6 protein-coding genes are annotated in these 13567 nt (G+C 56.1%); 3 read left to right on the top strand and 3 right to left on the bottom strand.

All coding sequences use genetic code 11. From position 1 onward, the window contains the following. Window positions 1–40 precede the first annotated feature (40 nt). Window positions 41–1741 (bottom strand): PAS domain-containing hybrid sensor histidine kinase/response regulator, encoded by a 1701-nt coding sequence (locus HNR65_RS02305; RefSeq protein ID WP_181549819.1) that lies wholly within the window; start codon window positions 1739–1741, stop codon window positions 41–43. Between the two features lie 247 nt (window positions 1742–1988). Here HNR65_RS02305 and HNR65_RS02300 point away from each other — a divergent pair, with 247 nt between their 5' ends. From HNR65_RS02300 to HNR65_RS02290, 3 genes are all read left to right on the top strand, one after another. After that, entirely contained in the window at window positions 1989–5915 is a 3927-nt protein-coding gene (locus HNR65_RS02300) for a translocation/assembly module TamB domain-containing protein (RefSeq protein ID WP_181549818.1), read from the top strand. 85 nt (window positions 5916–6000) lie between these two features. Next, window positions 6001–8760, top strand: a complete 2760-nt coding sequence (bamA, locus tag HNR65_RS02295; RefSeq protein ID WP_181549817.1) for an outer membrane protein assembly factor BamA — start codon at window positions 6001–6003, stop codon at window positions 8758–8760. Window positions 8761–8776: 16 nt separating this feature from the next. Beyond that, on the top strand, window positions 8777–9472 hold the full coding sequence (locus tag HNR65_RS02290; protein WP_181549816.1) for a lysoplasmalogenase: 696 nt from the start codon (window positions 8777–8779) through the stop codon (window positions 9470–9472). Window positions 9473–9482: 10 nt separating this feature from the next. Here HNR65_RS02290 and HNR65_RS02285 read toward each other — a convergent pair whose 3' ends face one another. Beyond that, window positions 9483–12461 carry a DEAD/DEAH box helicase gene (locus tag HNR65_RS02285; RefSeq protein ID WP_181549815.1) on the bottom strand — a complete coding sequence of 993 codons (2979 nt, stop codon included), beginning with the start codon at window positions 12459–12461 and terminating at the stop codon, window positions 9483–9485. 1 nt (window position 12462) lies between these two features. Next, complete coding sequence (locus HNR65_RS02280) at window positions 12463–13437, bottom strand: DMT family transporter (protein WP_181549814.1); 975 nt, start codon at window positions 13435–13437, stop codon at window positions 12463–12465. Window positions 13438–13567 lie beyond the last annotated feature (130 nt).

The following is a 13567-nucleotide window of genomic DNA, read 5'->3' as shown; positions in this document are numbered from 1 at the left end:
GATTCCTGACAATATTTTTACTGATATCATTTTCATCATATCAAGTCACTGGCGGCCCCGTGGGCTTCTGCCCGCCTTTGTGGGCCCGATCTCCCAGAAGCATGGCCAGATGTTCCCGCAATTCCTGGATGGTAAACGGCTTTTGGAGAAACGCGGCTTTTTGCCTGGGCATATCGGTCTTTTCCAGTACATTTCCGGAATAACCGGACATATAGAGAACTTTCATTTCCGGATGCCGGGTCCTGATCCGTCTGAAAACCTCCGGGCCTTTCAGACCGGGCATGACCACGTCTGTTAACAGCAGATGGAGGGGCTCTTCCAGAGCTTGGGCCTTTTCAACAGCATCGGATCCATCCCGGGTTTCAACCACCCGGCAGCCCTGATCCTTTAAAATTCTTATCGCAAGCTCCCGCACCGACGGATCATCCTCGACAACCAGCACGGTAACCGGAGCGTTGAGTCCCCTGGATTCTGTTTCTTCTTGGGGCCCGGCCGCATCAGAAGCCCGGGCCGTTTCCACCAAAGGCAGATAAATCAAAAACCGTGTGCCCTGCCCGGGCTGGCTGGAAACCCGGACTTTTCCCCCGTACTGCCCCACGATACCGTAAACCGTGGAAAGTCCGAGCCCTGAGCCGTTCTCCCTGGACTTGGTGGAAAAAAATGGCTCAAAAACCCTGTCCAGGGTATCGCGGTCCATACCCTCGCCGGTGTCTTCCACGGTAATCAGAAGATAAGAACCCGGCCGGAGTTCCCCGATTTCGGCTTCTTCATTGTCTTTTTCAATCCGGGCCGCCCTGGTGGCAATAAAAAGCCGGCCCCCGGAGGGCATGGCGTCTCTGGCATTGACCGCCAGGTTCATCAGGATCTGCTCGATCTGGGAGGCATGGGCTTTGACATAACCCGCCCCGGCACCAAGGCTGACCTGAATTTCGATGTCCTCGCCGATAAGTCTGACCAGCATGGGTTCAATGCCGCCAATGACCCGTTCAACGTCGATGATCTCCATTTCCGGCATTTGCCTTCTGCTGAATGCCAGTATCTGGCCGATCAGATCCCTGCCCCTGTCCGCTGCATTGTATATTTCCCTTACCGGGCCCTGCATGTCATGGGTTTCCGGCAGGTCCTGGAGCATCATCTCTGAATAGCCCAGAATGACAAAAAGCAAATTATTAAAATCATGGGCAATGCCGCCGGCAAGACGCCCCACCGCCTCCATTCGCCGGCTCTGGTGAAGCTGCTTTTCAAGCCTGCCGTGTTTTTCCTCTGCCTTTTTTCTTTTGGTAATATCGGAAATAAAGCCTTCAATGATTTCAAGGCCGTTATCCGTCTGCCCGGTTGCCACCCCCCGTTCCCAAACCCACCGAATATCACCGGAGGCCGACACAATCCGGTATTCAACCTCAAAGTGACGATTCCGGGCAAGGCACTGCTGCACCGTCTGCCAGACATAGTCAGCGTCTTCCGGGTGGATGAGTTCCCCGTAGGCAATGCCGCCTTCTCCGGTCAGATGCCCGGATTCATATCCGGTCAAAGCAAAGCATCCCTGGCTGACAAATTCCATGGTCCATTTTTTTTCATTTCTGCACCTGTAAGCCATGCCCGGCAAATTCTGCAGCAATGTGCTCATCCGGCGCCTTGAAACCAGCAGTTCCTCATATTCCCGCAGCAGCGCGCGGACTTCATTCTCCGGGGCTATGCTGTTTTCCAGAATCCATTCCAGACGGGACAACTCATCAGACATGATCATGTTTTTCCGTATGTCACACGTTGTGCCGGCTGCCCGGCAGGCAAAAACCCATGGCAGCGGAGCCTTATTAAAAGGTTGTCATCATTAATTGCATAGCATATTATAATCGATACATACAATACCGCAAGCACTGCATCTTTTTTCAGCCGGTGCCCATGACAGACGCATGACACGATTTCATTGAAACCATGACAACAATCAAAAAAACAGGCCGGGTCACTGACCTGTCAGCGCAGCTGCAATGATCCGGCGGCTTCTGAAAATTTTAACAATTACCGCGGCAGCCGCCGCCGTTCTGGCGGCTGCTGCTGTCATTGCCGCACAGGTGTTTCTCGGCACAGACACCGCCGGGGCCATGATCCGAAAGTATGTCAACGCTGCCATTCCCGGCAAAGTTCACTGGGAAAGCCAGGAAGTTTCAGTGCTTACGGGCAGTGTCCGGGTGCGGGGAATCGAAATCCTGGACCCGGACGCCCGGCCGGTGATCACGGCTGAAGAAGTGTTTGTGGACATGGGTCTGACAAAACTTTTTTCCGGCCTGATACTGGTGGAAACAGCCACTGTCCGCAACCCCGGCATCTTTGCAGAAACCGGGGCGGACCAAAGACTCAATATTGTCAGCGCATTTGTCTCCCCCGGGGACAAAGCCGCCCCGGAAACCCCTCCGGAAAAAACCGGTGCCCGGCAATGGAATGTCCGCATCAATGAACTGGCTGCACAAGACGGAACCTTTCGCCTGCAAACCCGGGAGCCGGACCAGCCGCCGGATGTTTTTTTCGAAAATTTCACCATTTCTGCCCGGGATGCCGACATTGCCGGACAATCCGGGAGCCTGCGGTTTTCCATCCGGGACGGACGGATCAACACCGCGGGTATTAATGCGCCCATTAACCGGTTTGTCCTGGAAGCCACCCTTTCAGAAGACCTGCTCGACCCCCTGGAACTGGAGTTGCAGTCGGCAAAATCGCAGATTTCAGTATCCGGAAGCGTTGCCGGGCTTTTTTCCGAGCCCGTCCCAAAACTGCAAATACAGGCCCTGGCCGATCTTTCGGAAATCCGGGAGATCCTGGGCCTTGATCCTGAATTTTCCGGCCAAATCAGGCTTTCTGCGCAAGCTAAGGGAAAAATCCGCAATCCCGATGTTTTGCTTGAGCTGGATTCAGACGGCTGCCGCCTGCCCGGCGTGGACCTGGGAAAAATTGCCGTCAGGGCGGAGATGCGCGACCGGCAGGTGGATATCAGCCGTCTTGAAACCGGTATTTACCAAGGCCTTGTGAGTGCTTCCGGCACCTTAAACCTCAAAAAGGCTTTTCCCCGGGGATTGACAACTCCACCCTTTGAACCCGGGGCCATGACCGCAGACCTGGCCGTCACGGTTTCAGATCTCTTGCTTTCGGCCATACCGGGCATGAATTCTTTTCAGGGCAATGTTTCCGGCCGGATCGACCTTAACAGCACGGCCATATTGCCAAAAAACCTGATTGCCGACATGGACGCACAGCTTAAGGCCGGCGGGATTGCCTTTAACAGCCACACTACTGGCCCTGACGTTAAAATCTCGGCCCGGGGCCGCATGAAAAAAGGCGTTGTTCATCTTCGGAGCATGAAGGCAGAATCCGCGGACTTTTCCCTGGAAGGCTCCGGCGCCTATGACATTTTCCAAAACAGCCTGGATTTTCAGACCCGTGCCGAGATTTCCGGGCCGGGCCGGCTTGCAGCGCAATTCGGCGTGGATGGCGTAACAGGAAAAAGCGTCACACTGGCGGCAGACATTTCCGGGCATGCGGCCCGGCCCGCTGTTGACGCCGAAATAACCGCCCATGGTCCGGGTTTCATGGATGCGGCCGTTGACCGCATAGAGGCAAAAGCGGAGTTTTCCCAAGGCCGCCTGGAATTGTCCAGGATGCAGGTGGAAAGCCTTTCTTCAAGGGCGGAGATTACCGGCCGTATCCAGCTTTTGGACCCGGAAACATTTCTGCCCGAGCCGGATCCGGCATTGGATCTTTCCGTGCGCACAAACCAAGTACAGATCAGCGGCTTTTTCCCGCAGGTTTCGGGGCTGGCGCAGGTATCGGCAGATATCAGCGGAAGCCTGAAAAACCCGGAAGGCCGTATTACCGCATCAGCCCGGGATATTCAAACCCCTGTGCAGGACCTGCACGCAATTGAGCTTCAATCAGAAATCCAGGGCCGGCAGATCAACATAGCGCCTCTTGAAATTTTTGTCACACCGCAGCAGTCCCTGCAGGCCCGGGGCCGGATCTCCATGAACCGCAAATACGAACTGCAGATCGGCTCCGATGCCATAGATCTTGCAGCCCTGAACCTGCTGTCGGATATGGATATCCAGGGCAAAGCCCAAATTTCCGCCCAAGGTGCAGGCACCCTGGATGCACCCGGCATGGATGCCCGGATCAGCCTCTCGGATCTGACTGCGGAAGGCAGGAAAATCCCGGACATGGAGATAAGCGCCGGGCTGACCGATTCAAAGGCAAGCTTCAACATATCCGAACCCTTTGCCTTAAAGGGGCGCTACGCGCTTTCCACCCGGGATTTTTCGGCTCAGGCACAATTTTCCGGAACACGGCTGGCACCCTTTTTCAGACTGGCCGGTATGGACGGTTTTTCCGGAGCTGTCACCGGCAGCCTGCGGGCAGAGGGAAACGCGGCAGATATTGAAAACGCGCGCGCAGATCTAAATTTGTCCGATATTGAACTGATTTTCCATGAAAAACAAATCCTTTCCGCCGCAGGTCTTACCGCCTCACTTGAAAACAGGCAAATAACCCTGCCGGAAAACCGCATCACCCTGTTTCAGGAAGGTTTCCTGACAATCCGGGGCACCGGCGGGCTGGACCGGAACATGCGCATCACTGCGCAAGGCGTTCTGCCGGCAAAGGTTGCCACGCAACTCTACCCTGAGTTCGAGGCGCCCGAGGGACAGGCCCGGCTTTCGGCTGAAATCAGCGGCAGCATTGGTGATCCGGAAATTTTTGCGGAAATCAATCTACAGGACGCGGGCTTTGCCATTTCGCAAACAGCACAGCGTGTGCATTCGCTAAACGGCCGCATCCGGCTGACACAAAATGCCCTTACAGTCTCCGGACTCTCAGGCCGGATCAACCAGGGCGAGTTTTCCGTGAACGCAACAGCCGAGCTTGACAACTACGCACCTATCAGGACAAACGTGGACATCCGGGCCCGGGCGCTGCCCGTGGAAGTGCCCGGCACCCTGGACCTGAAGCTCAATGCGGATCTCAACTTTTCCGGCACCCCGGATCAGGCGGCCCTGACCGGCGATGTGGTGCTGCTGGAAGGCATCTATTACAAAGACTTCAACCTCAGCCTGCTTCATGCAGCAGGCGAACTGGGCAAGCGAAGACGCCAAAGTCCGGTCCGCAGCCGGATGCCGGATATGGACGCAGCTTTTGTCAAAAACCTCTCCTTTGACATCTCCCTTGGGCACAGAAACCCCTTTATGGTGGACAACAACGTGGCCCTGCTCACCGTGCGCCCCCAGCTTTCCCTGGGCGGGAGCCTGAAAAATCCTGTTCTCACGGGCCGGGCCGAGGTCACGCAGGGTACAGTGTCTTACCGCAACACCGAGTTTGACGTTCAAAAAGGCGTGATCGACTTTGTGGACCCCTACCGGATCGAACCGGAGGTGGATATTCGGGCCGAAGCCGAGGTCAGACAGTGGATCATTGTCCTGACAATCACGGGAACACCTGAGAATCTCGACTTTGCACTTTCCTCCACTCCGCCAGAGGAAGACGAGGATATCATTTCCCTGCTGGCCACCGGCAGAACCACCCGGGAAATCGGCAGTGGCTCCGGGGGTGCGGCCTCACCGGATCAAATGCTGGCCCGTCTGGTCACCGGCCCCCTGGAAAACCGCTTAAGGCGGGGCACCGGCCTGGACATAGTGGAGGTGGAATACAGACGAAACGCTACAGAAGCCGAGGAAAGCGAACAAATGCAGGTGACGCTGGGAAAGGAGCTTTCCCGGCGCCTGACTGTCAAATACGGGGTGGAGCGCAAAAGCGGCGAACTGGTGCAGCAGAGCACCGGAATCTACAAGCTTCTGGAAAACCTTTCGGTGAATGCCTTCCAGGACACTGAAGGTGATTTTGGCGGAGAAATGCGCTATCGACTGGAGTTCCGATAAGGGTGAAAAAATGGCAATGACACAATTTTTCCGCCAATGTTTTCCTTTTTTCTTTATATGCGGCATTTGCGTCCTGGCCATCTGGATGACGGAATCATCGGCGTTTTGCGCGCAGCCGGCTGCTCTGCCCGAGCCGGTGGTGGATGCGGTGAAAATTGAACTCACCGGAGACCCGGAAGATGCGCAACAACTCTCCGGCATCGCCCGGGGCATAATCGCCGTTAAGGCGGGAAAGCCGCTTTCAGACCAGCGCCTGTCCCGATCCATAGAATCGCTCAAGCGCTCCGGGCTTTTTGCCGCCGTGGATATCCCGGACCCGGACTGGACAGCCGATCCCATGGAAGTGGTCTTCCGGCTGACCCCGCGTGAACGCATTCAAAACATCCGGATCAAGGGGGGCTTTCCCCTGCTGGAGCGCGAGATCCGAAACGCCATGACCATTGCCGAAGGAGACCCCTGCGTGCCGGAAGATCTCCCGGACCAGGAATCCCGGGTGGAATCTTTGTTTGCCAGAGAGGGTTATATCCGGCCCAAAGCTTCTGTTTCGGTGGAAAAGGATCCGGACAGCAATCATTGCATACTGGATCTGACAATTGACAAGGGACCGTTTTACCACGTGGAAGCAGTCCGTTTTGACGGAAACCAGGCATTTTCATCCGCCCGGCTCAAGATGCGGCTTTCCACCTGGCAGTCTTCCCTGCTGCTTGGCGGGCCGTCGCGGTTTGTGGACGATAAGCTCCGGGACGATATCAAAGCCCTGAAACAGTTTTACCACGGCAAGGGTTTTGCCGAAGCCGAAATTGACGCCGAAGTGAAAAAAAAACAGAAAAACGGCAATGTGCGGGTGCGGTTTACTATCCATGAGGGCCCGTTGTACGAGGTTTCGTTTAAGGGCCATCAGGCCTTCTGGAACATGACCCTGAAAAAGGACCTGGTGCTTTTCACAGAGGGCAACAAAAACGGCATGGGCCTGCGCAAAAGCGTCCGGAACATCAAAAAACGCTACAGGGCCCGCGGATATCCGGAGGTGCAAATCCGGACTGAAGAAAACCAAATCCGGCAAACCCAACCGCCGGTCAAACCCATTGTCTTTGAGATCACCGAAGGCCCTTTTCACATGGTGGATTCTGTTTCCGTTTCCGGAAACCGCCAATTTTCAGACCAGCGCATACAAAACCAGATGCTGACGGCACTGCCGGGACTGCTTTATTCCGGCGCCTACTCAGAAGATGTGCTCAGGGAGGACCTGCGCGCGATCATTGCCCTGTACACGGAGGCCGGCTACAGAAACGCGCAAATCGATTACAGCGCGGACACCCGCAAGGCCCCGGACAAACCAGACACCATCCTTGTATCGGTGAAGATCAAAATTGATGAAGGCCCGGCGACCATGGTCAAGCGAGTCAAGGTGGAAGACAGGGGCCTTATTGGCAGCGACCGGGCCGTGGACCTGCTGGAGATGAAGCCCGGCACACCGTTTCGGCAGTATCTGGTCAAGGAGGATCAAACCGCTCTGGCAGAGGCGGTTTCCGAGCAGGGGTATCCCCATGTAACGGTTGAACCCAAGATTTCAATCAACGAGGACAAAACCGGGGCAGACATTGCCTACACCATTGATCCGGGGCCTGCGACAAAAATGGGTGAAACCTTTTTTGCAGGCGATTTTCACACCCGGCGCCGGATCCTGGCCCGGGAAATGACCATCAGCCAAGGCGAGCCCTTTTCCCTGTCCGATCTGCTGGCCTCCCAGCGCAACATCCGCAGCTTAAACGCCGTGGATACCGCCCGTTTCAAAACCTTCGGCCTGGAGGAAAAGGCGGAGCAGATCCACATGATCGCCGAAATCCAGGAGGTCAAACCCTATTTTGCGGAACTGGCCCTGGGATATGACACGCGCCGGCAGTTCTATACCAATGCTGCGGCCGGAAACCGCAACCTTCTGGGATTAAACAAAATCCTGCGAGCTGAACTGGAACTTTCCCAAATCGGCTACCGGGCCGACCTGGACCTGACCGAACCCCGGTTTTTCGGCACCCGGATTTCCGCGGGAGCCAGCCTGTACACGGAGGAAACAGAGGAATTCAACAAAGATTTCGGCACCCGGATGTACGGCGCATCCCTTGGATTTTCCAAGGCCCTGACACCAAATTTAAACGCCGGGCTCAACTTTCGCTACGAATCCCGGGAGCAGTACAGAACCGATGACCAGCCCATACCTGAAGACGAAACCGAAGAATACAGATCCCGCTCCATTGTCACGGCCTCGCCCAACCTTCTCTACAACACCACAGACTCGTTTCTGCGCCCCACCCGGGGGGTGCGGATCTCAGCATCCGTGGATGCATCCCGGGGCATTGACAACGACCTGGACAACTTCTTCAAATACCGGCTGGATGCGCGCTGGTATTATTCCCCGGCAAACCGGCTGACCCTTGCGGTCCACGGGCGCATGGGCCATATAGACCCTTACGGGGACAATGACCGGGTCCCGGAGGATCAATTGTTTTTCCTGGGCGGAACCGCTGACGTGCGGGGATTTTCCGAAAACAAGCTGCGCATTGACGAAAACAGCGACCCGGTGGGCGGCCGCACAGCAATCCTGGGCAGTGCAGAGGCGCGCCTTGCTCTGGGGTTAAACCTGGAAGCCGCGGTTTTCTTTGACACCGGTGTTGTGCAAAACCCTCTTTCAGATGCCGGAGATGATGATTTCCGCTCCTCTGCCGGCCTGGGATTGCGCTATATCACCCCTATCGGCCCCGTGGGCGCCATGTACGGCTGGAAGCTCGACCGCCGTGAAGGCGAAAGCCCGGGCGCGTTTCATTTTGCCATTGGATATACATTTTAATACAGGAGAAGGCCTTATGCAGTCAAAGCAGGAGTTTGGCGGCAGCAATCTTCAAAAATTTTATTTCCCAGGCTTCACCCTGGTTTTTGTGCTGGGCGCGGCTGTCTTTCTTGTGATGCTGGCAGCCGGCATCACCGGCCCGGCCCGGACCGCGGCAAAGGCGGTACCCGTGGCCACACTGCTGGTGCTGGTCATCGGCGACATGGACGGCTTTGTCCGGATCTGCCTTGCCGGGGCCCTGTTGGGATCAGTGGCCGGCGACATCCTGCTGGACCTGCCCTATGATGCCTTGTTTGTCTTCGGACTGGCCGCGTTTCTGGCCGGACACCTGTTTTACACCCTGCTGTTTTTCCGGTATGCCCGGCTGCCCGGCGGGTTTGAAACCGCCGTGACCGGGGCCATGATGATTTTTGCCGCGATCATGATATGGTTGTTTTCCGGCATTGAACCGGCCCTTTTCAAGCCCGTGGTGCTCTACATTGTGGTGATTGTGGCCATGAGCATTGGCGCGCTTCTGGTGCCGGCCGCAGACCGGCTCCTGTTTTACGGGGCTTTAATCTTTATCGCCTCGGACGTGGTGCTTGCAGTCAACAAGTTTCTGATCCCCATCCCGGCCGGCCGGATCATCAACATCACCCTGTATTTCAGCGCCCAGTACATCATCATCACCGCCGCCCGGGCCATATGGAAACCATCCCGGCGCGTCAAATAAAAAAACAAATCTAGTCCGGCAAAGAGATCAGGTCCATGAGTTCGTCCCTGGAAAAGGTCTTGAGCAGGCCCGGATCATCTTCTGCAATCACGTCGGCCATGAGGTTTTTCTTCCGGTCAATGATGGCTGAAATCTTTTCTTCCAGGGTTCCTTCAGTAACCAGCTTAAACACCTGCACCCCCCGGTTCTGACCAATTCTGTGGACCCGGTCCGTGGCCTGATCCTCCTTGGCGGCATTCCACCACCGGTCGTAATGAATCACCACGGATCCGCCGGTGAGGTCAATTCCGCTGCCGCCGGCCCTGAGACTGCCCACAAACACCCGGCAGTCGGGATCATTGTTAAACCGATCGATCTGCTGTCCCCGGTCCCGGGTCTGTCCGGTAATACCGGCCGATTCCACGCCAATGGATTGAAGGTGAGAGGCGATCATGCGGATCATGGGCAGAAACTGACTGAAAACCACCACCTTTTGACCGTTTGCAAGGCAGGCATCCAGCAGTTCCACAAAAAGCTCCCATTTTCCGGAATCCATGACCTCCTGATCCGTTTTGAAGCTTTTGGGGACCGACCGCCGGTCCACTGAAGCCGGATGATTGCAGATCTGCTTTAACAAAGAAAGCAGGGCGAAAATATGAATGTAGGGAATATCAGCATCTCCGCGCGCCAACTGTTGTTGCAGCTTTTTGCCCCGGCCTGCCACCGCATCCCGGTAAAGCCGCACCTGGGTATCTGTGAGACGGCAGTACCGGATGTCCTCTATTTTTTCCGGAAGTTCGTGGAGCACCGCATCCTTTGTCCGGCGAAGGGTAAAAGGCCGAATCAGCCGCTGCAGTTCCTTGCGCCGGTGTCTGCCCGCGTTTTCATAGCGGCGGGCAAATTCCTGGTCTGTTCCCAGGTATCCGGGCAGCACCAGATCCAGAAGGGCCTTTAAATCCGTGAGCCGGTTTTCCACCGGCGTGCCCGTGACCGCAATTTTCAGATCCGCCCGGATCGCGTGTGCTGCGGCATGGGATTTGGTGTCCGGGTTTTTGATCAAATGGGCTTCGTCAAATGCCGCCGCAGCAAACCCGATGCCCTGCAAAACCGCCGCATCCCGCAACAATATACCGTAGGAAGTAATCATCACCATGCCCGGAACCGAAAGGTCGGCCATCTCCCGGCCGGCACCATAGTACACCGAGGCCTGCAGGCCCGGGGCATGCTCCCGGATTTTGCGCTCCCAATGAGAGATCACCGTGGTGGGGCACACCACCAGACAGGGCACCGGATTTTGCCGGTTTTCCGCAAGCCATGCCATTAGCGCCATGACCTGGTGGGTTTTGCCCAGGCCCATTTCATCGCACAAAAGCCCGCCCATGCGGTTTTCCGCCAGAAACCCCAGCCACTGAAGTCCGTTTTCCTGGTAACCGCGCAGACCGGTGGCCATTCCAGACGGCCGGGTGACGGGGGTTGCCGGCTGCATATCCAGGATTGCCGAAAGGCTTTTGGAAGGTGCATCCCCCTGGGGCCGGACCCGGAGATTTCCGCCGGATGCGGCCTGGATCCGCAAAAGATCCATCCGCGACAATTGCAGGGTTTTTCTGCCGTCTCCAAGCTGAGCGGAAACCGGGCTTCCCGGCAGCTTTACAACCGGCCCCAGGTCCAGATCCCGGATTTCCACCCATCCGTCGTCCACGGGAAGATATTTCTTCCCAGCCCTGCGGGCTTCATAAATATCGGCCAGCCGGACGGTCACACTTTCCCCAAACCCATAGGATACAGCCAGCCAGCACCAGTCCCTGTCCACGGCCTCGGCCGTAATCTCCATGTGTTCCCATTTCCGGTGCAGCCTGAGCCGTTTTGCGCTGGGATCAATGATATTGGGAGGTGAAAAAATATCTCCCATTTTATCGATGAGTTCCGGCACCCGTTCGGGTTTGATCCTTTTTGTGTACTGCCGGCCAAAGACCGGGCCGAACTTGTCGGTTGCCTTCCATGTGGCCAGCACATTTTTGTCCGGGATATAAACCGCATCCCCGTACCAGTATTTTTTCAGGCGGCTGCGTTCAATGGCCTCAGTGGCGCCGTCCGGCAAATGCAACAGCAGATAGAGGGTCAGGCGCAGATAATTGTTCTCATCCGCCGAAACCTTGACAATGGATTCCAGGGATTCGGGCCGTACCACCTGGCCGGTGCCGGGAAAAATACCCTGGATCTGCTTTTGCACGCGCATCACCCCTTTTCTGGGAACAACAATGCGAAGCGCCCGGCTTCGGTCTGTACAGGCGATGATATAACGGCCGGTTTCCTGTTCCAGTTCAGTGACCAAACCCGGCCCTGCATCCGCAGACACGTTTCGAAAATGATAAAGCAGGCGAAACCAGAAACTCTGCTCAAGGGCCTGCCGGCGGCTGATCACCTCCTGCAGCGCCATGAGCCGCTCGGTTTCCGTAAGGGTCAACCGGGCCAGCATATCCATGACCCGGCCCCGGTGAAAGGGATTGTCCTTTTGGGGCCAAAGATTGGTGCGTTCCAGGAGCAGCTGCTTTTCCAGGGCCGCCTTTTCGGAGTCTTCCGGATCGGGTGAAAATGAAGCCAGAAGCTCTGCGTCCGGACCCCATACCCGGATTTCACCGGTATCAGAAACTTTTTCCGGACTGATTTTCAGGGATTGGGAACTCACCGGGCAAACCTGGTGAAGGGCTGCTGCGGTCTCATACCACGGGGTTTTCCGGAAAAGGGTATCCAGCCAGGACCGGGAACCCGAATCCGGGACCTTTCGCAGTCCTTCTGACAACTGTTTGATATGCGGACATCTTGATTTTCGTTTATTGCCGGTGGGGGCTTTGCAACTGCAGCTTAACGTATGATATCCGGTTTTGGGATCCATGAGAAAAACCGCCGTCCCCGGATCCGGATCATTATTTTCCGGCACCAGGGCAAGGGCGTTTCTGTGGTGTTCCAGCCGGTGTGCGGGCAGATATGCAAACAAATCTTCAGCGGTCATGTCAATGTTCTCCCGGCTGTTTTTCCGGGATAGCCGGCTGTCTGAATTTGCGCAGGGTCAGCACCACGTTGGCGGTGAAAATCAGCAAGGCACCCAGCCAGCCCGCCGGCGACAGGGCCGGATCCGCGGCCACCACCGGGCCGAGCACCGCAGCCAGCAGAATCCGGGTGGAGGACAAAATCCCGCCTTCCACGGCCGTGACATATTTAAACCCCAGGGTCAGCAGGTACTGGCCCCCCACGCCGAGCACCGAGCAGAGGGTCAGGTAATACAACTGTTTGGCGTCGGGCACGGAAATCTCCCGGAAAAACATGGCATAGATGATCACCGATCCCAGGCCGAACATATAAAACAAAATCGTGTCTGAATCATGGTGCAGCCGGCTGATGTTGAGATAAATAATGGCAAAAGACGCGCTGATGCCCGAAGCCAATCCCCATAGGCTTTCCAACCGCAAATCCAGCTTTCCCGGCGACAGAATCAGCCAGATGCCGGCAAAGGCCACCACTACCATGGCCGCTGCCACGTGATCCCGCTGGTGTTTGAGCAGTATCCAGGAAAACAGGGCCAGAAAAACCGGATAGGTCATATTTAAAATATTGCCTTCCGCCAGGGAGGTCACGGAAACCGCCTGGTAGAAGCAGTACACCGCCAGGCAGTTAAACACCGTGCGCCCCACCAGCAAATGCAGCCGGACAGGCCGGGGGCCCTTTCGCCGGACCGCCAGCAGGGCACAGATCACAAAAAAACCCAGCAGAAACCGGGCAAACACGAAATACGAGGCCGCGATCACCACCTCCTGCTGCGCCCAACGAATCACGGCCGTGGCCAGGTAAAAGAAAAAAGCCGAGGCCAGAACGCTCAAACTGCCCGTCAACTGCAGGGCCCGGGAGGCCTGACGCCGGTCATAGGGCCCATCAGCAGAAGTCTCGCGGGACTTGTTTTCTGGATTATTTCTGGGAGAATACGGTTTCATGGCCTTTTAAAACAAACATCCCTTTGTTGAAATTTTCCTTAAAAGCCATTATCATTGACACATGAAGACGAAAAAATAAAGATTTGATAGAATTGTGAAAAAGTTTTTCAAAACGACCATAGAACCGGAC

It is taken from the genome of Desulfosalsimonas propionicica, assembly GCF_013761005.1.
GTDB lineage: Bacteria > Desulfobacterota > Desulfobacteria > Desulfobacterales > Desulfosalsimonadaceae > Desulfosalsimonas > Desulfosalsimonas propionicica.
The sequence above is the reverse complement of the archived record's forward strand: the minus strand, read 5'-3'. Positions and strand labels throughout refer to the sequence as shown.